This window comes from Paenibacillus sinopodophylli, from assembly GCF_005930355.1.
GTDB classification, from domain to species: Bacteria; Bacillota; Bacilli; order Paenibacillales; family Paenibacillaceae; genus Pristimantibacillus; species Pristimantibacillus sinopodophylli.
The window spans coordinates 2,435,486-2,458,103 of record NZ_VDBO01000001.1; the positions used below are offsets into that span (position 1 = coordinate 2,435,486).

Here is a 22,618-nt window from a genome sequence, read left to right on the forward strand (position 1 = left end):
GCAGGAGGGCTACCACTTTGCGTATACGAGCTTCCAGAAACAATGAATTTAAAATTTACGTCATACCCGCCTGGAAATGGAAGGAGTTCCTTGCCTTCGAGCTGATCGGCGGCACAGCCTTTTATTTGCTATGCAGAAAAACAGCCCATTCAGAGCTGTTCGGCATAGCCGCTAATATCGCAGCACCTCAGATGCTCAAATATGTGATGGCTGCCTACCGGATCGACGCCAAAAAAGTTCCGCAGCCTCCGCCAAGCTAGAGCGAAGTTGCAGAACGTTTTTCTAACTCTAAAATCCAAAGTAAGCTTTCGCATTGCGGTAGGAAATGTTTTTAACCATATCTCCAAGCAGCTCCATCTCCTGCGGAGCCTCGCCATTCTCGACCCACTCGCCTAGCAGGTTACAAAGCAAGCGCCTGAAATACTCATGCCTCGTGTAGGACAAGAAACTGCGGGAATCGGTTAACATGCCGATAAATCGGCTTAGAAGACCTAGATTCGCAAGCGCATTTATTTGGTCCAGCATACCGTTTTTCGTATCATTAAACCACCATGCTGAGCCAAGCTGGATTTTCCCTGGAATGCCCCCGCCTTGGAAGCTGCCAATGATGGAACCCAGTACATCATTATCCTTCGCATTCAGCGAGTAGACAATTGTTTTCGGAAGCGCATCGTCCGCATCAAGAGCATCAAGCAGCCTTGCAAGCGGATAAGCTACCGTGCTGTCATTAATAGAATCGAAGCCCGTATCGGGCCCCAGCTTGTCGAACATGCGGGAACTGTTATTTCTTGCTGCATTAATATGGAATTGCATGGCCCAGCCATGCTTCGCATACAAGCGGCCAAGGAAAAGCAGCGTGTATGTTTTGTACTGCTTCTCTTCGTCCAAGCTGACTACTTCTCCGTTCAGAGCCTTGGCAAATATCGCAGCTGCGGCATCTTTGCTCGTTTCTGCATAAGCCACATAGTCGAGCGCGTGATCAGAAACTTTGCAGCCGACCTCGTCGAAAAACTTTACTCGCGCTTCAAGTACAGCAAGCAGCTCATCATAGGTTTCAATGGCGGCGGATGCAGCGGTTCCCAGTTTGTCCAGCCACTCTAGAAACGTCGGCCGATTGATCTCAAGTGCCTTATCTGGCCGGAATGAAGGCAGAACCTTCACATTGAAATCATCCAGCGCTTTGATCCCAATATGATATTCAAGGGAATCCGCTGGATCATCGGTCGTACAGATGACCTCAACGTTCGACATCTGAATCAAATCACGTGCCTTGTAGCCGCCTGTTGCCAGCTTAGCATCTACTTTCTCCCATATGATTGGAGCGTTCGTCTCATTAATGAGCTCCTCCACGCCGAAATAACGGCGAAGCTCCAAATGAGACCATTGATAAAGCGGATTGCCGAGCGTCTGAGGAACCGTTCGGGCATAGGCCAAGAACCTATCGTAATCGGTTACCCCTTCTCCGCCAGTAATGTATTGCTCCTGAACTCCATTGGCACGCAGCGCACGCCATTTATAATGATCGCCATACAACCAAGCCTCCGTCAAGTTCGCAAAGCTCGTGTTCTCTAGAATTTGCTGCGGACTCAAATGGCAATGGTAATCAATGATCGGCATGTCCTTGGCATAATCATGATACAGTCTTACTGCCGTTTCGTTCGATAGCAAAAAATTGTCGTCCATGAATGGCTTCATGATCTATTTTCCCCCTGAGCACTAATTGTGAAATTTCACAAGGTCGTCGATTTGTACAGCAAGACCCGTCTGAATAGATCGATTCGCGGCAATGCCCGTCAGAATGGATCTAGCCCCGTCAATGTGGTTAGCCGCACGGTTCCAAGGATCTTCCACAGGCGTTCCGAACAAATCATTCAGCAAGACAGGATCACCACCGCCGTGACCGCCCACACCTTCTTCAACTTCGACCTCATACGGTGCTGCAAACATCGGAAACACCTTTATCGTCTGCTCCTTGAGAGCGCCTTCATCTGCCTTCTCTCCGCCTGAATTCACATATGATTGCTCCACGATGTTCATCTCAAGACGACCCTTCGTTCCGTTAAAAGCAATACGGTAGCCTTCCCATGGCAAGTAAGCGTTTAACGAATAGGTCAGAATGGCGTTGTTTTTGTAACGGACAAGCACCCCCATCGTATCTTCGATGTTGATACCATCACCGAATACGCTTTGGTCGCGACGGTAGCCGTCTTCATGCTCCGCATCCAAATACATCGCTTTCAAATGGTCATTTTTATCCAAGTGTAACGCAAAAGGATCGTTCTCAGCAATCGGATTCCCAGTCGCACGCTCGTAGAACTGCGTTTCGCCGCGCTCCTCGGCATTCTCGCGTCCATAGAACAGCAAATCACCATAGGCGAATACCGATTCTGGCTGTGAGCCGATCCAGAAGTTGACGAGATCGAAATGATGCGTCGATTTGTGCACGAGCAAGCCGCCGCTGTTCTGTTTGTTACGGTGCCATCTGCGGAAATAGTCAGCTCCATGCTGTGTATTCAGCAGCCATTCAAAGTGTACCGAGGTCACTTTGCCGATTGTGCCGCTCGCGATAATTTCTCTTGCCTTCGTGTGATGCGGCGCATAACGGTAGTTAAACGTTACACGCACATTGCGCCCCGTCCGCTCCACCGCATCCAATATCTCCTGGCACCTCTTCTCATCCACAGTCATTGGCTTCTCCGTCACCACATCGCAGCCAAGCTCCAATGCTCGAATGATATACGTATGATGCGTACGGTCCATGCTGGTTACGATAACCGCGTCCGGCTTTTCTTGCTCGATCATGCTTTCGAACTCATTCGACTTGTACGTTCTTACTGCATCGTATTTATATTTATCCACTAAAATGTGGTTCGCATAGTCCATTCGAGTCTGGTTAATGTCACAGAAAGCGAGCAGCTCAGAGGTTTCTCTGAAATCGGTTGCAAGTGCTCCATAAAAAAACTCTGCCCTGCCGCCGCTGCCAACGAGTACGTAACGTTTTTTTGTCATTATGGTTATTCCTCCTTCGATTTGCTTGCTTTCATATTACCGCATGATAGTGATATAATTCTCTGCATATTCTGCTGTATTTTCGAAATATACCGCTTTTCTTGCGGTAATGAAGAGAGGAATTATAATCGTGACCAATACATTAGAAACGTACAGCTTCGGCAGCACGCCGGAGCTCTATGTGGAATATACAAAACGCTCGTCGCCTTATACAATGGAGGACGACCATTACCATGATTACTATGAAATTTATTATATGCTGTCCGGTCAGCGGATTTATTTCATCAAAGACCGTTCCTATTCCATTGAGCAAGGCGATCTTGTTTTTATTCAGAAGCATGAGCTTCACAAAACGATGCAGGTAGGCGAAGGCTCTCATGAAAGACTCATTCTGCACTTCGACGATCCGATGCTGGAACGCTTAGCAGGAAAGCATACGGAACTGCTCCTGCGTGCTTTCCATGAACAAGCTCCGGTCATTCGGCTGCCGAGGCAGGAGCAGCTCGCGACAGACCAATTGATGAGGAATATGCTGACAGAGATAAAGGAGGAGCCTCCCGGCTACGAGCTGATTCCAGCCCATGCCCTGACTTTGCTCCTATTGACCACAGCCAGATACGTACAGCAGCATGAACCCGTTCCACTGCATCATGCAACACCTATGCATGCCAAAATCTCAGAGGTCATTCGGTATATCAACGGTCACTTTGCGGATACACTGCGCTTAAATGGGATCGCAGAGCAGTTTTTTATCAGCCCATACTATTTGAGCAGGATGTTCAAGGAGATCACAGGCTTCGCCTTCTCGGACTACATTATCATAACGCGCATCAAAGAGGCGCAGCGCCTGCTGCGCGAAACAGACAGCAGCGTCACCGATATCGCTGCATGGGTAGGCTTCGACAACTTTTCTCATTTCGGCAAGACATTCAAAAAAATAACCCGTCTCTCCCCTCGAGATTATCGAAAGCAGCATCATTAACCCAAACAAAAACATGTCGTAATATCGTATAACAATCGTCATTAAATTGCACTAAAAATAAGATTAAATGTATGTTAAATTATATTTGTTGTCATAAATTTATAGTTGAATTACAGAAACACTAATAGATTCGCAGGGAGAGATAAACCGATGATTCGAATTGGCAAAATCAGTTATTGGCATGTGCACGCATGGGATTATACGAAGCAGGCACAAGAGCACCCAGGTACAGAAATCGTTGCGGTTTGGGATGAGATTGCAGAACGCGGGCAAGCTGCCGCAAGCAAGCTTGGCGTTGATTTCCACGCTAATCTGAACGATTTGCTGGCACGCGATGATATTGATGCCGTTATCGTCGATGCTCCAACAAATAGGCACCAGGAAGTTATCGTTGCTGCTGCCAAAGCGGGCAAGCATATTTTCACCGAGAAAGTAATCGCTCCTACTTTGAAGGAAGTTAACATTATACTGGATGAAGTAGCCAAAAATAATGTAAAATTAACAGTGTCGCTGCCACGCTTGAATGATGGCTATACGCTTGCTATTCGTGATATTTTGTCACAAGGCGTGCTTGGCAAAATTACACTTGTCCGTGCTCGGTTGTCACATAACGGGGCAACTGCCAACTGGCTTCCAGAGCATTTCTACAGCCTTGAGGAATGTGGCGGAGGCGCTTTGATCGACCTTGGTTGCCACCCGATGTATTTGACCAGACTGTTTTTGAATGAGATGCCTCAAGAAGTGTCCGCTCATTTCGGTTATGTCACTGGCAAACAAGTCGAGGACAATGCGGTTTCGATTCTGACATCCGCTTCTGGCGCTATTGGCATCGTTGAGGCCGGCTTCGTAAACAACCATTCACCGTTCACACTTGAAATTCACGGAACCGAAGGTACGCTGCTTTACGGCACGCCTGAGAACGAGCTGTTGCTTCGCACATCTGTACCAGGTGCCGACTCATCAGAGAAATGGACGGCAGCGGTTATCCCGCCAGCTCGCGAGAGCGCGTTCCATCAATGGGTGCAGCATATCGAGAACGACACGACAGCAGACGAAAATGTAAGCCTTGCCATTGATTTGACGAAACTGATGGAAGCTTCCAATCTGTCAGCACGCGAGCACCGCGCTATTCGAATCGATGAGCTAAGCAAGTAGCTGCAAGAAGGCTTCGAGGAGGAAGCAGAATGCCTAATTTCCCTTACGAAATTATGAATGAGCGACATGATGCGCTTGAACGCTTGGAGCTTTGTATCCGGTGGGGACAATACGACATCCATGTGCTCCGCTTCCATTTAGCACATTTCCCTGCTGGGAGGATCGTAGGGTTCCACAAGCATGCCGAGTATGAATTCCATTTCATCCCGCAGGGCAAAGGGAAGGTCATTCTTGCTGACCAGTCATACGCACTAAAGCCCGGCATGCTTTATTTGACCGGACCCGACGTCATGCATTACCAAGAAGCGGATGCTTACGAGGCTATGGATGAGCTTTGCCTGCATGTCGATATAATCGATCGGCATGCAGAACAAACGGATAATGATCCTCATTCATATGACGATTGGGAAGCTGCAGAGGCAAGGAACTGCATGGAGAAGCTTCAAGTGCTTCCTCTCCATCCAACTGCTGATCTGCACCAAGCGATGCCGCGCTTTCTGGAAGCTTATCAGGCATGCAATGACAATTTTGTCGGCAGCTATACGACTATTAAGCAAACCGTCATCCAGATTCTGCTGAGAGCTGTGCGTGCTTATGACAAAGCAAATGAACAGAAGCAGTTTCCAACGCGTGACATGAAGGCCTACCGATACCGGCTCGCCTTGGAATACATGTACGCGAACTACGATGGCAGTATTACGCTTGAGGACGTTGCGGACAAGCTTAATCTAAGCACCAGGCATATCCAGCGTTTATTCAAGGAGCTTCATCACGGTCATACATTCAGCCGAATACTCGAGGATATAAGGTTGACGGTCGTATGCCGCGAGCTTCTGGAAACCGAGCAATCAGTCGAGCAGATCGCTAAGCTCGCCGGCTTTGCAGGGGGAAATTACTTACATGCCGTATTTCGCAAGAAATTTGGCGTAACGCCCTCTGAATTCCGAAGAAACACCCGTGAACCACAACTGCAATAACTACAATTTGGAACTATTAGGAGGCTGCTTAACATGTCCAAAACTTATAAACTAGCTATTATCGGCTGCGGCGGAATTGCCAACGGCAAGCATTTGCCAAGCTTAAAGAAACTTGATAACGTTGAAATCGTCGCTTTCTGTGATATCGTCGAGCATCGCGCTTTTGAAGCTGCCGCCTTGTACGGTGCAGAAGGTGCACGTGTGTATACAGATTACACCGAATTGCTCAAAGACGAGTCTATTGAGATCGTACATGTCTGTACGCCGAACGACTCTCATGCCGATATCGCTATCGCAGCACTTGAAGCCGGCAAGCATGTTATGAGCGAGAAGCCAATGGCCAAAACTGCTCATGACGCACAGCGTATGGTTGATGCAGCACGTCGTACCGGCAAGAAGCTTACCGTCGGCTATAACAACCGTTTCCGTCCAGATAGCCAGCATTTGAAGCAGCTTTGCGCTGCTGGCGAGCTTGGCGACATTTATTACGCCAAGGCACATGCGATTCGTCGCCGTGCTGTGCCAACTTGGGGCGTATTCCTTGATGAAGAGAAGCAAGGCGGCGGACCACTTATCGATATCGGCACACATGCACTGGATCTGACGCTATGGATGCTCGACAACTACAAGCCTAAGGTCGTGCTTGGCACCTCCTACCACAAGCTGTCTCAGCGCGAGAATGCTGCTAACGCATGGGGACCATGGGACCCTGCCAAATTCACCGTTGAGGATTCCGCATTCGGTATGATTGTCATGGAGAACGGGGCAACAATCGTGCTTGAATCAAGCTGGGCACTTAATACGCTTGAGGTTGATGAAGCGAAATGTACGCTTTCTGGTACAGAAGGCGGAGCAGATATGAAAGACGGCCTTCGCATTAATGGTGAGAAGCACAGTCGCTTGTATACGACGCAGGTAGATTTGAAAGCAGGCGGCGTTGCATTCTACGACGGCAAAACCGAGAGTGATGCCGATCTCGAAATGAGACTGTGGCTGAAAGCAATCGACGAGGATACCGATCCAGTCGTTACACCGGAGCAAGCATTCGTCGTTTCACAAATTCTTGAGGCAATCTACGAATCCTCCAAAACGGGCAAAGCCGTTTATCTATAAGCTGTACGCAAAAAGCTGCAAGGCTTGGTCATCTGACCTGCCTCGCAGCTTTTTTTTCGAACTGCATTCACTTATAAACAGTCTTATTTATAATGACATTGGAGCTCCCGTATGATCGATAAACAGCTCATCCGTCACTTTTTTGCGTTCCACAATATCTAGGATGCCTTTCGCCGAAACAGCAGCATCGCCAGGAGCCTGATCACCGCCCATATCCGTTCGAATCCACCCAGGATGCAGTGCATGAACAAGGATGCCTTGTGGTGCCAGCTCCCTCTTGATCTGGGCAGAGAACATATTGAGCGCTGACTTGGACAGTGCGTAAGAATAATCTCCACCATAAGCGCCTGCAAAGCTACCAGCCTCCGAGCTGATGTTGATTATGCTCGGATTCTCACCTTTAACGAGCAGCGGCAGAAAATGCTTAAGGACGGCTATTGGACCGAATAAGTTGGTCTGGAACGATTGCTCCAGCTGCTCGAGTTCAAGATCCCTCAGTTTCTGATCCCTGCCAAGGAGAATAGCCGCACTGTTAATAATGCCATCCAGACGATCCATGCGGCTTGAAACATGCTCGTATGCGTAGCGCACAGACTGTTCATCTGCTACGTCGAGCGGCACGATCGTTACCTGTTCCGGATATGCCGAAGCCAGCTCCATAAGCCCCTCCGCAGATGAGCCAGGGCTGCGCACACCCGCCAATACGTGATGTCCACGTTCACAAGCTTCTTTCGCAAGCTCAAGTCCTAATCCTCTGTTCGCGCCTGTAATTAATAGATTCATATCGTTGTTTTCCTCCTATCCATCTAGAAGTGATATAGAGCTGTCTTCATGAACAGCCTCATTAGCCATCAGATCTAATCGTTCTCCAGCAATTCAAGCATAATCTTGAGCTGCTTAAATGTGTCCATATAAGCGTAACGACCGCCTGTATACTCTCCTTTTTGAACAAGCGGCATTCCGTTTTTCTCCATTAAAGAGACCTTGTCCTTCATACCGTCAATGACGAACGCAATGTGGTGCGGGCCTTCACCATGCTTATCGAGATGCTCTCTCCATGTGCTCGGATGTTTATCCGGCTCGATAAGCTCAAGCTGCAGCGCTCCCATATCAAAAAAAGCCAGCTTTGCACGAGCAATTGAAGGCTCTCCATTATATTCAGTTTTTGCTTTATCTACCGTATCCGTCCAGAACCAGTCAGGCTTGTCTATACCAAAAAAATCAGCATAGGCCTGAGAGGTTTCGTCAATATCATTCACCAACAAGCCAATCTGTGTAATCGTTCGATTTCCAAGCACATTCTTTTCCACGTTTATTCTCCCCTTACCTGTTATAGTAATCGAAATGGAACGTTGTACATGAATGAACAACACCTCAGCTTGCATAAGCTACATGCCTATCCCCCCCTCTCATACCTACCCGATACGCTTGCCAATATAAAATGGTTATTCAATCCACTGCAACTTGGGTGCAGGATTCCCTTACTACCAAGGTCGTACCAGCTGTCGTCTGTCTGGTGGATGTAGAACCCTTCTCGATAGTTGCGATTAACGTTTTCGTCAATTGATCCATCATATGTGCAAAGTCAATACGGATCGTCGTTAAGGCTGGTCGATGATATTCACTACGGAAATGATCATCAAAGCCAATAACCGACATTTGCTTCGGTACTTGTATACCTGCTTCCTCCAAGGCGCGGATAGCACCGAATGCAACGCTGTCGTTCGCAGCGAATATAGCGGTAGGAAGCTTCCGTTCTTCCTTCAAGAAATCCTTAATCGCTTTGTAGCCGCTCGCTTCATTAAAATCTCCAGGCAGCAGCCACTCAGGTTGAATCTGCAGATTGTGCTTGGCCATCGCTAGTTCGAAGCCGTGCAGCTTCGAAGGACCGGAATATCTGTTCATATCACCATTAATCATGCCAATATGCCGATGTCCCAAGGCAGCCAAATAATCAACAGCTAGACCTACTCCTGTTTCATTGTCGAAGTTGAACACAAGCCGATTAGACTTCTCCCGGCCAGGCAGGTGTTGATCCACAATCGCAACAATAAAACCTTCTGCAATCAGCTCTTCAATCAGCAGCTCTTCATTGGCTGCTCCAATGAACACGCCTCCGTCTATTCTTCGCTGATAGAAGCTTTCCTTAATCGTGCGAATTTCCTCTTTCACCCTTATATCTCTAACAATATGTGTCAATACGTAATAACCTTGAGATGAAGCGCTCTCAATAATTCGTGCAAGGAGTAGGCTTGATATACTATCCCCTGATACGCGTCCTGAATCAATCATAAACAACCCAATCGTTCGAGTTCGCTTGCCCGCAAGCACTTGAGCAGATAGATTCGGATAGTAATTGTACTCCTGAATGACCTTCATTACCTTCTGCTTCGTATGCTCAGGCACGTTCGCATAATTGTTTATGACTCTGCTGACTGTACTTCGAGATACGCCTGCGAGCTTAGCGATCTCCGTGCTGTTTATCTCCTTGTTCAAACTGTAACCCCCGCTTGTAAACACGTGTTTATGCGCATATGGTACCAATGATCATCATCACTGTCAATCCGTAATTTCTCTTCTCAGCAAAAAGAAGCCTGAACGCGAACGTCCAGACTTCATTACTGCCAGCTAACACTATCTCGTTTCCCTGTGAACCGTCACACGTTTAAGGCGCGGGCTATATTTCTTAACCTCCAGCCGCTCCGGCGTCGTTCTTTTGTTTTTTGTCGTCGTATAGTTGCGGTCTCCCGATTCTGTACAAGCAAGCGTTATAATTACTCTCATTGCTCTCACCTCCTGCTCCAAATCAATCCAGATAAGCTTCCTGTGAACATGCTGCTTTTGCTTTAGTGAAAGGATGACTCCATTTGCTCGCTTGCTGCATTCGGGAAGTCATCCGAGAATTCATCCCAGTCGAGCTCAAGCTCTCCGTCACTGAGCAAGCAGCGATCAAGCGAGTCTACCAGCTTCGAGCGGTCCATCTCGATTCCAATAAATACGACCTTATTGATACGATCCCCATACTCCTCATGCCACAGCTCTGCTAGCTCAGGGTCCTCTAGCAGTACAGCCTTCCGCTCCTCTTCAGGCAATGCCGCTGCCCATTGTCCCGCCGGCCCGAATTGAATGGATGGACCCGCTTGACTCAAACTTTGAGCGTAATCATTACGTGTCGCCAGCCACACCATGCCTTTGGCACGAACAATCTCTTCCGGCCATTCCTCCATCCATCCCATAAGCCGCTGCGGATGAAACGGCTTCGTCCGCTCATAAACAAAAGAAGCTATGCCGTACTCTTCCGTCTCTGGGGTATGGGTGTGAGCTGCCATCTCCTTCATCCATCCTGCAGACTGACTCGCCTCATCGAAGTCGAACAGTCCGGTATTCAATATGGCCCTTGGATCAATCTCGCCTCGCGAAGTCCGAATAAACGTCGCCCGCGGCTGAAGCGTCCTAAGCACGCCCTCCAGCTCGATGAGTTCCTCCTCGCCTACCAGATCACATTTATTCAGCACGAGAACATCACAAAACTCAATTTGATCAATTAGCAGATCAACAACTTCACGTGTGTCATCCTCACCCACCGCCTGGCTTCGATCAAGCAGTGTCTCTCCAGATGCATAGTCATGCCAGAAACGATAGGCGTCTACGACCGTAACCATACAATCCAGCTGGCAAAATTGCGTCAAATCGATGCCCTGCTCATCGTCGATGTACGAGAAGGTTTGTGCAACGGGTACAGGCTCACCTACACCAGTTGATTCTATAAGGATATAATCAAACCGATTTTCCTTCGCCAGCTTTTCTACCTCTACGAGCAAGTCCTCTCGGAGCGTACAACAGATGCAGCCATTGGACATCTCAACCAGCTTCTCTTCTGTTCGGGACAAACCACCGCCATCCTTAATAAGAGCCGCATCGACATTTAACTCACTTAGATCATTTACAATAACAGCAACTCTAAGTCCTTCACGATTATTTAGCACATGGTTCATAATCGTTGTTTTTCCAGCACCCAAATAGCCGCTTAATACCGTCACTGGAATTTTGTTAATTGTCATCATGCACCTCTGCTTCTATAGTCCATTCGTCTTCGATTAAACGTTAATATTACGATTTAATAACAAAAAAAATGCTGACTACATTCGTTAATAGTAATAATTACGTTTTATTCAGTATACCAGCAGCAAATGTATTGGTCAAGATCGAAATGATTACTATTAACGTTGTGCTGGACCACGCATTTCCGAAACATTCTTCTGCCCCTTCAGCAATTTCATTCCCGATGAACATGTATAAAAAACAGCGTTAGCCATGGACGATAAAATAATCCAAGACTAACGCTGTTTTATTGAGCTTACATTGTTCGTTCCATTCATCATTTTGGAGAAGACATGTTGTCCTTATTGAAATAATAACGACGGAAATTGCCTACATGGCTGAAAAAATACCTTGAAACTCTTATAATCCGTTTCAAGTTCAAATCTTTTCTGTACCAAATGGATTTAAGCACTTTTCTCTGCTTATACAGTTTATTAATTTCATCAGATAAGGCTGGTTCCGTTACATATTTTCGCAGAACGACTTTAGGTACATTTGTCCAAAGAGCTGTTTTGTCGCTGTATACGCAGTCTTCATCTTTACCGTAAACGACATTATCGATCAGCGTCGCGATCATATTAAGTCCCGCTGCCCGAACAAAAAAACTGCTTCTGCCAAGTCGCGGGTTAATTTCGAACATCATATACTTGCCTGTTCTGTGGTCGTACTTCATATCAATATTGGAAAAACCAACATATCCGATTTCTTCAAGAAATGTCTTCACCTTCTGATAGATGCCCTTATCCGAGCGACTAATAATCGCAGCATAGTTGCCTAGTGTCTTAGGCGCATATTCCTCAAGCACGGGCTGACCGAGACACATCAGTTTTACAATTCCGTTGTCGTCGGAGTAGCTATTGATGACTCGCATCGAGCTGTCTCCGCCAGGAATAAACTCTTGTATAATTAACTTTCCTGCATAATCAGAAAGATTCATGCTCCTGACCATCGTTAAATACTCGTCCTTCGTATCAAAGAAAAACACCTTTTTCTTGCCTTCAAAATGACAATGCAAATAGGCGTAGGCATTGCTGTTTTCCGGTTTTACGACGATTGGGAATTGGAATTCCATATGTTCCAATGCAATTTCGCGTTCATGCTGCTCGCATACAATCGTCTTCGGATAATCCAGTCCATGTTTTTCACATAGCTTATAAAACTTATCTTTCGTATCGAACGTATCAAGCAAGGCCTCAGAAATAAAATGATTCATGATAAGTCCTTTGAATTTGCTATAATGCCGCGACAGCATGGCCGCATAATAATCCGAGCAGGGAATGACGACTATTTTTTTGTTAGAAGCGCTATATTTCTCGAGTATGGATAGCAACGCATCTGGAAATATGTCCTCGCTGTCAAATCCATCGATTTGAATAAGATCAAACAATTTGCTGTTCATCGTTGGAATTAACAGCCGACTGCACACCAATAACGGCTTAATTTCGTATTTCTCATGGATGAGTCTAACGTTTCCATAAGCATTTTCATCGCTTCCCAGAATAATCGGTAAAAAATCGTAACTACTCATGTTGTCTCCTTTTTAACCTGTTCTACATTCATTCCTCTTATTATATCAAAAATACATACCTTTATTAATGAGAAATAGCATAGTTAACTTTCGCAAAAATTGGCGTCCTACATGAAAGGAATTCAGAACATCATAAAGAGACTTCAGCCCGTTATGAAGAAGTCTGTTAGCATGAAGTGGCAGCCCCTCTGCAATACCCTTTTGTTTATAAAAAGCTCAATAACGAGCCTATTGCAAAAATCACTGCAACAATGCAGAACACCCCTCCTATTGCTTTTAGTGTATTCGTATCCGACATTTTGAAAAATGACATTGTATAGTCACGGCACATGTAGCGCAGCAATAAAACATTCCATAAAACCTGAATCCCATTTTTAAAATAATGTCGGGTACCGTTTCCTGATACGGCATGCTGCTCTGTAATTCCTGGAATCGAAACGAGCATATTCAAATGGAGGGTCAAGTAATAAGCAAAATGAAAAACAGCTAACCACCAGCCCCATTTCTTTCCAATCAGCATACCTACACCGCCAGCTAGTCCAAGCAGACCTAAAAAACCAAAAACTGATTGAAAAATCAGGCTCGACACCCCGTGGAGCACCGAGCGTTCGTTTAGCATAATAACAGCGATCGACTGCGTGATTAGCAATATGGTTCCGCTCACTATCATTAAAATTGCAATGATTTTAACGCCTAAAGGACGATCGTAATTGCCTTCCATTACTTCTTCAGTCATTGTTTTATAAGACACTACAACTTTCCTCCCAAATAGCACTTTCGATTCTGGCTTACACTTGAACTTTTTAGGATGCATGACCCTCAATCCATTTACGAATCTTCATTTATTCAACACCTCAATCACGTATGCCAATCATACTCTCGCTATACAATATAACACGCATTCACTTCTCTGTAACTTTTTGGATAGAAACACGTCTAATAAAATAATCATACATGCTTTCCACTTAACAGGAGGTGCCTCAGGCTATGAAGCTTTCACTATTATCTGTCCTGCTGTTTATCATGCTGACAGCATGCTCGGGTACGGCTGAGTCTTCATATGATGAGAATGCGGGACATAAACCATCAACCATAAACACTGATTTCATTGTTCCCGCTCAAGCCGAGCCAGAGGAAACGGAGTTCGGAAATCCTCATATTTTGAAAGGGATGAAATATAATCTCAAAAACTTTGGAGGCATGCAGGGGCTATATTCGCCAATGTCTTATTTCGAGGAGCTTGAGAAGCAAGGCTGGATGGAACAGAAGGAAGAGCGGATGGGACATGTTCATTTCTTCAAAAAAGAGAAAACCGTTATGATGGTCATTATCAAAGAAGACTTCTTCCACGTTTATGAAATGAAAAAAACGACTCAATGATAGCATCATCTTAAGCAAAGAGAGAGCTGCCGGCAGTCAACGACCGCAGGCAGCTCTCTCTTTGTTCATACAAACAAAACCTTACTCTACACGTACTGCATTGTGCTGGGCAAGCAGCGACAGCTCGGCCGCTTTGAACGTATGCGCCTGTGTCATCGCATTCTCTGTACCATTCAAGCAATCCAGAATGAGCTCTCCGAAATACGGGAATCCGACCTTGCCGCTTAGCTTCATATGCTGTTCGCCGTCAGCGTTCACCAGATAAAGCTGATCCCCCTCCGCTTCTCGCGCGATATCAATATACTTCCGCATCTCAATATAGCCTTCTGTTCCGAGAATAAGCATCCGCCCATCTCCCCATGTGCCTAGTCCATCCGGCGTTAACCAATCTACTCGAAAATAACCCGTAGCCCCGTTTTCGCCAACCACATTCATATCGCCGAAATCCTCCAGCTCCGGATAATCCTTATTCGCGTAGTTTGCCACCTTGCTGTTCACGACCGTAGCGTTCTGATTTCCTGTGAAGTAAAGAAACTGCTCAACTTGATGAGATCCGATATCACAAATAATGCCTCCATACTTTTCCTTCTCGAAAAACCACGCCGGTCGGGCTCCCGCATTCAAGCGATGCGGCCCGAGACCAAGTACCTGAACAACGCGTCCAATCGCGCCTTGCTCAATGAGTTGACCAGCATAGACAGCGCTCTCCACATGCAGCCGTTCACTGTAATAAACCGCATATTTCTTGCCTGTCTCCGTATAAGCCTTCCGCGCATTTGCGAGCTGTTCAAGCGTCGTAAACGGAGCTTTATCCGTGAAGTAATGCTTGCCGCTATGCATGACACGAACACCAAGCGGTCCACGCTCCGATGTAATGGCGGCAGCCGCTACCAACTGAACCTCCGGATCAGTGAGCACCTGCTCCTCCGACGCGGCAGCCTTGGTCTGCGGGTATTGGCTAATAAAGGCTTCCACCTTAGCTGGGTCAGGGTCGTACACCCATTTCAGGGAAGCTCCCGCTTCAATTAATCCGTTGCACATGCCATAAATATGTCCATGGTCGAGGCTTACAGCGGCTATGATGAATTGTCCGTCCTCAACGACCTTATTCGGCTTTCCTTTTGGAGCGTATTTCATACCATCTGCTTTGCTCATTTGCTTACTGCCTCCTTCTGGAACGATGAGTGCAAGATTCGATCTTGAAGATGCTGATGGAATAGCTCCTCATCTATAGGAAGGTCAACCCAATTATCCGTCCATGTTGAGAGCAGCATGGCATTCGAGAGCATCAGCCCTTTAATCCCTTCTTCTCCTGGTGCGATGAGCGGCTCATCGAATAGAATCGCATTCACAAAGTTTTGAGTGATGCCTTTATGGTCTGGATAGCTGCCTTCCACAGGAACCTCACACTTCCAGCATTCCGGCTGACCGAAACTGCCTGTATACGTGCGATTGAATTCAGACTCTGAGACGCGTAGACGCCAGAACGTCAACTCATTGTTTTCGATTACGATTTTGCCCCGGTCTCCGCTAATTTCAAGACGGTTCGTACCCGGTGCTTCGCCAGTCGTCGTCACGAATACACCTGTTGCTCCATTCTCATACTCTACAAATGCTGTGACGTCATCCTCAACCTCGATATTCCGGTGCTTGCCGAAATAGCAAAATGCCCGAACGCGCTTAGGCATCATACTGATCGTCCACTGCCAGAGATCAAGCTGATGCGGATCTTGATTGAGCAGCACGCCTCCCCCTTCTCCCGCCCATGTTGCACGCCACGTGCCTGAATCATAATAACTTTGAGAGCGGTACCAATTTGTAATAATCCAGTTTGTCCTCTTAATCTCGCCGAGCTCTCCGGCATCAATCATATCTTTAAGCTTCACATATAATGGATTCGTCCGTTGGTTGTACATCATGCTGAACTTCACATTCGCTTTGCTTCCCGCTTCATTCATCTCACGAACCTGTTTCGTGTACACGCCAGCCGGTTTCTCACACAGCACATGCAGTCTGCGTTCGAAGCAAGCGATTGCAAGCTCTGGATGCGAGAAATGAGGAGTGGCGATAAGGACAGCATCCACTAGTCCGGAATCCATCAGCTCGAGCGGATCTACAAACAAGCCGACCTCATTGCCAAGCTTTTCTCTTGCCCACTGAAGATTCGCTTCAATTGTGTCACTGACAGCTGTTACCTCTACTCCGCTTACTTCACCATTGCTCAAATAATTAATATGCCCTTTCCCCATATTCCCAAGCCCAATAATTCCCAAACGAACGATCTGCATCCGAATACCGCCCCTTTATTATGAAGTAAAATGGTTTGCTTAAATTGCTTTCATTTGCTTGCCTTTATGGTATCACTTTGCAGTCATGCCGACTTCATTCGCATTATCCTGTTTACTCTTTTATTTAACTCTGGTTGGTGTATAATGAGGATATTTATGAGGGGAGTGACAGGATGAGCACACAGTTCCGCATTAGCGCACCATTCACGATGGGCACCACCTCTGATTTTAATATGCAAGGCACCTATCATACTCATTTTCATTATGAAGTATATTATTTCCATAGCGGCAAAGTGAACTATCTAATCAATGACCGCATCTATGTGCTTGAGCCAGGGGATCTTCTGCTTATGCATGGTATGACGCTGCACCGAGCACATGTTGATCCTGAAGTGCAATACCATCGCTCCACGCTGCATTTTGATCCCTTTTACTTCGAGCAATTCATCCAGCCTTCATTTGCAACAGATCTGCTAGAACCATTCCGCAAGCTGCAAAATGTGAGGCTTCAACTGCGTGGCTACGAGAAAGCGGAGGTTGAAGCTGTCCTCCAGCGGCTGGAGCAGCATTATGGTAAGCAGGATTCGTTCTCTTACCAGCGCTTTCAAGCGCAATTACTCGATTTTCTTATTTTAATCAATCAGCTATGCGAGAAGCCCTTGAAGGAAAAGCCTGTCTTCCCTTCTTCCAAAGAGCAGCATGTCCAATCGATTATTTCTTATCTTGATCATCATTTCAATGAAGATATAAGCTTAGAGAGCATTCAATCCGAGCTTCATCTCAGCAAGTTTTATTTGGCAAAAACCTTCAAAGAGGTTACCGGTATTACAATTTTCCAATTTCTAATGCAGCGCAGAATTAACCAGTCCAAAATTGAATTAATCGACGGCAATCAGCCTATTACCGAAGTTGGATATGAGGTTGGCTTCAAGCATCCCTCACATTTCAGCCGTGCATTCAAGCTTCATACAGGTTTTACACCTGAGCAATATCGCAAGCAGAATCAACTTCATCCCACGCATTCCTAATAAGCTTCAATCCGATTTACAGGGTTGAAGCAGTTGACCTATTTAGTTGTTACGATTATTATTGTTATAACAACTAAATAAATGAAGCAGGTGAAAGCTTTGAAAATCAAACAATCAGTAGGCTATATCATAAGCAATACAGGGCGCCGCTTAAACCAGCGTCTGCAGCAGCTATTCCAAGAATATGACGTCACGCCTGAACAATGGTCTCTCTTGATGTGCCTAGACGAGCAGGATGCGATTACGCATAAAGACTTAGCTCAGCGCACAGACAAAGATCCCGCCAATATTACCCGCTTGGTCGATCAGCTTGAGCGTAAAGCTTTGGTTAAGCGTAAAGCGAATCCGAACGACCGTCGCTCACAACTGCTCTACATCACCGAGAATGGCACAATCTGTGCACAAGCTCTCGCACCTATCGAGGAGAAATACGTTCAGCAGATGCTGACAGACATAACGCCTGACGAAATTAACGCATTCATGAGATTTATGGCCAAAATTAATCAAAATGCCGGTACGCAATAGGGCATTCTATATTGTTATTTGTACAGGATCAGCATCTGAGAGGGGAACTACCATTGCATACGAACAAATTATGGAGCGCCGACTTCATCAAACTATGTTTAAGCAGCTTCTTTTTGTTTTTTTCATTCTACACGCTGGCAACAGCACTTTCCGTATATGTAACTAACGGTCTTGGAGGCACGGATACACAAGCAGGTTTATCCATGACGGTATTCGTTCTGGCTTCTGTTCTGCTAAGACCATTCGCCAGTCAATTGATGACTAGATATGGCGAGCGTAAAATCGTTATCATCTCCTTAATGCTTTTCCTCTTATTTTCTATCGCTTACTTAGGCGTTTTTGGCTATGCTATGCTGCTGCTCGTTCGTTTTTTCCACGGCGGAACGTTCGCAATCGCAACCACATCAACAAACACAGCAGCAATTCATATTATTCCAGAACGACGTAAAGGCGAGGGTATCAGCTATTTCAGCCTATTCATGAGCCTAGCGATGGTCATCGGACCGTTCGCAGGTCTGACGATTACGTCACATGGCGGCTTTACCGCGATGTTCATTTTGTGTGCAGTATGCGCGCTGCTTTCATTTGTGCTTGGAGCAGCAACAAAACGTCAAGTAAACGTTGCGAATTCCGTTAATGCTCATACCAATCAACCCCCTGTTAGAGAGAAGAGCAAGCTGCAATGGCATAAACTAGTTGAACGCAAAGCACTTCCCATCGCCCTTAGCGGTTTCGTCGTCGCGTTTGCTTATAGCGGGCTAGTGACCTTTATGTCCGTCTATACGCATGAACAAGCGCTTGATTCCTATGGAAGTTATTTTTTTGTATGCTTCGGCATTATGATCGTTTTGCCTCGTCCGATTATTGGGAAATTGCTGGACCGCGTAGGCGAGCATATTATTGTTTATCCGAGCATTGCTATCTTTGCGATTGGCATGCTGCTGCTCAGTCAAGCTAGTTCTCCTTCGCTTCTGCTACTATCAGGCGGCGTTATCGGGCTTGGTTACGGGGCTTTGCTTCCTTGTTTCCAAACCATTGCTGTGCTTGCAGCGCCAGCCCATAGCAGAGGGCTCGCTACCGCTACATTTTATTTGCTGTTTGACCTAGGCTATGGAATTGGCTCCTATTCGCTTGGCTCACTTGCCTCCGGCTTTGGCTACAGAACTATGTATATGGTTTGCTCGGTTATTATCGCCTTTTCATCTGTTATCTATTTCATTCTGCACCATCATCGCAAGCAGATGAAGGCGAATGTGGGACATGTATAAAGAACCTCTAGCACCTAACATTCAGCTGGCCTCTTGAACAGGCAGCACGATCTCAACGAGTGTTCCTTCATTAATAACACTGCTGAGCCTAAGCGTACCTTTATGCGCTTCAATAATGCGCGTGCTGATCATGATCCCGAGGCCTGTCCCTTTTTCCTTTGTCGTTACAAAGGGCTCGCCAATCTTTTTGATCAATTCCTCAGGAATACCAGGGCCGCCGTCTTGTATCCTTATCAATACTTTGCCGTCATCTCTCGAGCTAACGGATAGATGAACGACCCCGCCATGAGGCATCGCCTCAATCGCATTTTTGATAATGTTGAGGAACACCTGCTTCAACTGATCCGAATTTCCGTATACCGTGGGTACGGTTTGATCTAAGCATACATGAAGCTCCACATTCAGTAGAATAGCCTGGGTTTCCAGAATAGACAGCACACTTTGCAGAATAGGCTCAAGCGGCGCAGCTTGAAACTGGGTAAAATGCGGCTTAGCGAGTGTCATAAACTCATTTACGATTAATGTAATGCGATCAATTTCATTCGACATAATCGTAAAATAATGCGGCTGCTCCGGATATCTCGCGCTCAGAAGCTGCGTAAATCCTTTCAGCGCCGTTAAAGGATTGCGAATCTCATGCGCTACCCCCGCTGCTAGCTGGCCGATCGCCGATAGCTTTTCTGAGCGAATTAACACCTCCTCCGAGCGCTTGCGGTCAGTTAAATCGCGGATTACGCTCAGAATTACGTCTTTGCCCATATAATTGCATATTCGAATACTCGATAGCTCAACATCCATACTGCGTCCATCCGGACAAATAAAAATGCGTTCTTGGAATGGTGTCGGTTCATCCGAGGACATGATTTCTTGTGACGTGTCTGCGACCAATTCATGTTGACTCGGATGGATAAAACCGAATATGCTTTTGCCAATAATCTCGCATTCCTCTTCCAAACCAATAAGCTGCATCGCGAGCTTGTTCGCATAAAGAATCACACCTTGATCACTCAGCACGATGGGCTCAGGAACAAATTTAATCATTTTTTGATACAGCATGGCGCTGTCCTTCAGCAGCTTTTCCTTCTCTCGTTTGAACGTTACATCTTGTACGGTACCGAGCAATGAAGGCTCTCCATCCAACATAATAACTGAGCTGTTTCCTTCTAGAAAAATAATGCTTCCGTCTTTTTTCATGCCGCTCAATTTTATCGGGAACTGGGTTAGCCCATTAACCATCCCCTGCAGTACCTCCTTCTGAATACGGTCAAGCTCTTCCTTCGGTATAAACCGATCGGGTGATATAGCGGACAGATCTTCTCTTGAATAGCCGAATAGCTCTGCCAAATAGGGATTAGCATAGATGAGCTTATATTTTTGCCCGACGAAGACGCCCGCCACAACGTTTTCCATCAAACTCTTATATAGATAATCCTTCTCGAATAAGGACTCTTCCATGCGAATTCGATTGGAGATATCACGAATGATAAGCTGAACGGCAGGCTTGCCGGCATAAGTCACTTTAGTTGCCCTAAGCTCCGCTTCGAACACTTCACGGTTGAACCTAAGCAGCTTGTAATTCATGAATACTGCTGGGTTCGGCTCACGGGTCAGATATTGCATATTTGCAGCAAACGCCTCCCAATAATCGGGATGAATGAAGCATTTGATCGGAAGTCCTACAATCTCATCAATCCGATCTGATCTGACTGTGCTTAATAACGAACGATTAACGAAAACAATACAGTCCTCGCAATAAATAACGATACCATCCGGCATCATGTGGACTAGATTATGGTATCTTTCTTCGCTTTCTCGCAACTGCTTGCTCAATTGAATGCTCTTCATCATCCATCTAAACCACCTTATCTGCCAAATAACTTTACTTTACTAGTTACTTTCAACATTTCCCTGCTTCTTCCTGCTCTACATTAAAATATAAAATAAAAAAGGTTTTCCACCAGCTATTTATGAGGCGCATCGCTAATACAAAAAAAGAGACTGACCATAAAGTAGAATGATCTACTTTTTGGACAGTCTCTAAATACTTCTTGATGATTAACCTTCAAGAAGCAGCGCTTCTGGGTCTTCGAGAAGAGCCTTAACGGTTACGAGGAAACGAACCGCTTCGCTGCCGTCTACGATACGGTGATCGTATGACAATGCGATATACATCATCGGACGGTTCTCCATACGTACATCATCGATCGCAACCGGACGAATTTGAATCTTATGCATGCCGAGAATACCAACCTGCGGTGCATTAAGAATCGGAGTCGACAGCAAGGAGCCGAAGACACCGCCATTCGTGATGGTGAAACTTCCGCCTTGCAGATCAGAGATCGCAAGTGTATTGGATCTTGCTTTGCCAGCAAGCTCAACGATGTTCTTCTCGATTTCAGCGAAGCTTAGACGATCTGCATCCCGAACGACCGGAACAACTAGACCTTCTTTAGCCGAAACTGCAATACCGATATCGTAAAACTTCTTCGTAACAATTTCTTCGCCATCGATTTCTGCGTTAAGCAGCGGGAATGCTTTCAACGCACCAACTACCGCTTTTGTAAAGAATGACATGAAGCCGAGGTTCACATCGTTTTTCTCGAAGAACGCTTGCTTGCGACGTTTGCGCAAATCAAGAATTGCCGTCATATCCACTTCATTGAATGTAGTAAGCATCGCTGCTGTACGTTGTGCTTCTACCAAACGGTTAGCAATCGTAACCCGGCGACGGGACATCCGTTTACGCTCCGTAGGCTTGCCTTCTTTGCTTGCGTTGACCGACTCAGCGGCTTGCGTAAGCGGCGCAGATTTCACGGGAGTTGCCACTGCTGGAGCTTGTCCTTGCGGCTGCGAGAGGTCAATACCTTGCTCACGAGCACGCTTGCGCGCTGCTGGGGATGCATTGATTGCTGCTGCACTCTCGCCAGCAGGAGCTGCTGCTGGCGCAGTTGGCGCAGCTGTAGGTGCTGACGGTGCTGACGGAGCAGCTGACGGTTCCGCTGCAGGAGCAGACGGCGCGGATGCGCCAGCTCCTTCGCCGATCGAACCAATCGCTTCGCCTACATTTACAACTTCTCCGTCTTGCTTCGCGATACGGGATACAATGCCGCTGTTGTCAGCGCTGATCTCAATGTTTACTTTATCGGTTTCAAGCTCCAGTAGAACATCTCCCTGATTTACGGAGTCGCCTTCCTTCACGAACCACTTGGTAATCGTGCCCTCAGATATGGACTCGCCTAATTCTGGTACTATAATTTCAGCCAT

At 46.4% G+C, this 22,618-nt stretch carries 22 protein-coding genes; 9 read left to right on the forward strand and 13 right to left on the reverse strand.

Annotated elements, in window-relative coordinates:
- The first annotated feature begins 17 nt into the window (after positions 1 to 17).
- Positions 18 to 260 carry a hypothetical protein gene (locus FGT79_RS10735; protein ID WP_138752645.1) on the forward strand — a complete coding sequence of 81 codons (243 nt, stop codon included), beginning with the start codon at positions 18 to 20 and terminating at the stop codon, positions 258 to 260.
- A 28-nt stretch (positions 261 to 288) separates the two neighbouring features.
- Here FGT79_RS10735 and uxaC read toward each other — a convergent pair whose 3' ends face one another.
- Positions 289 to 1,695 carry a glucuronate isomerase gene (uxaC, locus tag FGT79_RS10740; protein WP_138752646.1) on the reverse strand — a complete coding sequence of 469 codons (1,407 nt, stop codon included), beginning with the start codon at positions 1,693 to 1,695 and terminating at the stop codon, positions 289 to 291.
- Positions 1,696 to 1,716: 21 nt separating this feature from the next.
- Positions 1,717 to 3,012 carry a Gfo/Idh/MocA family protein gene (locus tag FGT79_RS10745; RefSeq protein ID WP_138752647.1) on the reverse strand — a complete coding sequence of 432 codons (1,296 nt, stop codon included), beginning with the start codon at positions 3,010 to 3,012 and terminating at the stop codon, positions 1,717 to 1,719.
- 127 nt (positions 3,013 to 3,139) lie between these two features.
- Between FGT79_RS10745 and FGT79_RS10750 the strand changes: the two genes are divergently transcribed.
- The 4 genes from FGT79_RS10750 to FGT79_RS10765 all read left to right on the forward strand — a co-directional run bounded on the left by FGT79_RS10750 (position 3,140) and on the right by FGT79_RS10765 (position 7,236).
- The gene (locus FGT79_RS10750) at positions 3,140 to 3,991 is read left to right on the forward strand and encodes a helix-turn-helix transcriptional regulator (RefSeq protein ID WP_171056165.1); all 852 of its coding nucleotides are present in this window, start codon (positions 3,140 to 3,142) and stop codon (positions 3,989 to 3,991) included.
- A 150-nt stretch (positions 3,992 to 4,141) separates the two neighbouring features.
- Complete coding sequence (locus tag FGT79_RS10755) at positions 4,142 to 5,146, forward strand: Gfo/Idh/MocA family protein (RefSeq protein WP_138752649.1); 1,005 nt, start codon at positions 4,142 to 4,144, stop codon at positions 5,144 to 5,146.
- Positions 5,147 to 5,175: 29 nt separating this feature from the next.
- On the forward strand, positions 5,176 to 6,123 hold the full coding sequence (locus FGT79_RS10760; RefSeq protein ID WP_138752650.1) for an AraC family transcriptional regulator: 948 nt from the start codon (positions 5,176 to 5,178) through the stop codon (positions 6,121 to 6,123).
- Between the two features lie 33 nt (positions 6,124 to 6,156).
- Complete coding sequence (locus FGT79_RS10765) at positions 6,157 to 7,236, forward strand: Gfo/Idh/MocA family protein (RefSeq protein WP_138752651.1); 1,080 nt, start codon at positions 6,157 to 6,159, stop codon at positions 7,234 to 7,236.
- An 87-nt stretch (positions 7,237 to 7,323) separates the two neighbouring features.
- Here the strand turns inward: FGT79_RS10765 and FGT79_RS10770 are convergent, their stop codons facing one another.
- From FGT79_RS10770 to FGT79_RS10800, 7 genes are all read right to left on the reverse strand, one after another.
- Complete coding sequence (locus tag FGT79_RS10770; protein WP_138752652.1) at positions 7,324 to 8,019, reverse strand: SDR family oxidoreductase; 696 nt, start codon at positions 8,017 to 8,019, stop codon at positions 7,324 to 7,326.
- Between the two features lie 74 nt (positions 8,020 to 8,093).
- Positions 8,094 to 8,546, reverse strand: coding sequence for a VOC family protein (locus FGT79_RS10775; protein ID WP_138752653.1), 453 nt, complete (start codon positions 8,544 to 8,546; stop codon positions 8,094 to 8,096).
- A gap of 139 nt (positions 8,547 to 8,685) precedes the next feature.
- On the reverse strand, positions 8,686 to 9,732 hold the full coding sequence (locus tag FGT79_RS10780) for a LacI family DNA-binding transcriptional regulator (protein WP_138752654.1): 1,047 nt from the start codon (positions 9,730 to 9,732) through the stop codon (positions 8,686 to 8,688).
- A 138-nt stretch (positions 9,733 to 9,870) separates the two neighbouring features.
- Positions 9,871 to 10,020, reverse strand: coding sequence for a 50S ribosomal protein L33 (gene rpmG, locus FGT79_RS10785; protein ID WP_138752655.1), 150 nt, complete (start codon positions 10,018 to 10,020; stop codon positions 9,871 to 9,873).
- Between the two features lie 62 nt (positions 10,021 to 10,082).
- On the reverse strand, positions 10,083 to 11,297 hold the full coding sequence (locus FGT79_RS10790) for a GTP-binding protein (RefSeq protein ID WP_138753042.1): 1,215 nt from the start codon (positions 11,295 to 11,297) through the stop codon (positions 10,083 to 10,085).
- A 317-nt stretch (positions 11,298 to 11,614) separates the two neighbouring features.
- Positions 11,615 to 12,865, reverse strand: a complete 1,251-nt coding sequence (locus FGT79_RS10795; protein ID WP_138752656.1) for a carboxylate--amine ligase — start codon at positions 12,863 to 12,865, stop codon at positions 11,615 to 11,617.
- 205 nt (positions 12,866 to 13,070) lie between these two features.
- Positions 13,071 to 13,616 (reverse strand): hypothetical protein, encoded by a 546-nt coding sequence (locus tag FGT79_RS10800; protein WP_138752657.1) that lies wholly within the window; start codon positions 13,614 to 13,616, stop codon positions 13,071 to 13,073.
- 236 nt (positions 13,617 to 13,852) lie between these two features.
- Between FGT79_RS10800 and FGT79_RS10805 the strand changes: the two genes are divergently transcribed.
- Entirely contained in the window at positions 13,853 to 14,245 is a 393-nt protein-coding gene (locus tag FGT79_RS10805; protein WP_138752658.1) for a hypothetical protein, read from the forward strand.
- An 81-nt stretch (positions 14,246 to 14,326) separates the two neighbouring features.
- Here the strand turns inward: FGT79_RS10805 and FGT79_RS10810 are convergent, their stop codons facing one another.
- Together FGT79_RS10810 and FGT79_RS10815 are read right to left on the reverse strand one after the other, a co-directional pair.
- The gene (locus FGT79_RS10810) at positions 14,327 to 15,400 is read right to left on the reverse strand and encodes a Gfo/Idh/MocA family protein (RefSeq protein WP_138752659.1); all 1,074 of its coding nucleotides are present in this window, start codon (positions 15,398 to 15,400) and stop codon (positions 14,327 to 14,329) included.
- Positions 15,397 to 16,533, reverse strand: a complete 1,137-nt coding sequence (locus FGT79_RS10815) for a Gfo/Idh/MocA family protein (protein WP_138752660.1) — start codon at positions 16,531 to 16,533, stop codon at positions 15,397 to 15,399. Before FGT79_RS10815 ends, FGT79_RS10810 begins: the two co-directional genes overlap by 4 nt.
- Positions 16,534 to 16,706: 173 nt before the next feature.
- Between FGT79_RS10815 and FGT79_RS10820 the strand changes: the two genes are divergently transcribed.
- From FGT79_RS10820 to FGT79_RS10830, 3 genes are all read left to right on the forward strand, one after another.
- Positions 16,707 to 17,561 carry a helix-turn-helix transcriptional regulator gene (locus tag FGT79_RS10820; protein ID WP_138752661.1) on the forward strand — a complete coding sequence of 285 codons (855 nt, stop codon included), beginning with the start codon at positions 16,707 to 16,709 and terminating at the stop codon, positions 17,559 to 17,561.
- A 99-nt stretch (positions 17,562 to 17,660) separates the two neighbouring features.
- On the forward strand, positions 17,661 to 18,086 hold the full coding sequence (locus tag FGT79_RS10825) for a MarR family winged helix-turn-helix transcriptional regulator (RefSeq protein ID WP_138752662.1): 426 nt from the start codon (positions 17,661 to 17,663) through the stop codon (positions 18,084 to 18,086).
- 53 nt (positions 18,087 to 18,139) lie between these two features.
- Positions 18,140 to 19,354, forward strand: coding sequence for an MFS transporter (locus FGT79_RS10830; protein ID WP_171056166.1), 1,215 nt, complete (start codon positions 18,140 to 18,142; stop codon positions 19,352 to 19,354).
- Between the two features lie 21 nt (positions 19,355 to 19,375).
- Here FGT79_RS10830 and FGT79_RS10835 read toward each other — a convergent pair whose 3' ends face one another.
- On the reverse strand, positions 19,376 to 21,202 hold the full coding sequence (locus tag FGT79_RS10835; RefSeq protein WP_138752664.1) for a PAS domain S-box protein: 1,827 nt from the start codon (positions 21,200 to 21,202) through the stop codon (positions 19,376 to 19,378).
- Positions 21,203 to 21,409: 207 nt separating this feature from the next.
- Entirely contained in the window at positions 21,410 to 22,618 is a 1,209-nt protein-coding gene (gene odhB / locus FGT79_RS10840) for a 2-oxoglutarate dehydrogenase complex dihydrolipoyllysine-residue succinyltransferase (protein ID WP_138752665.1), read from the reverse strand.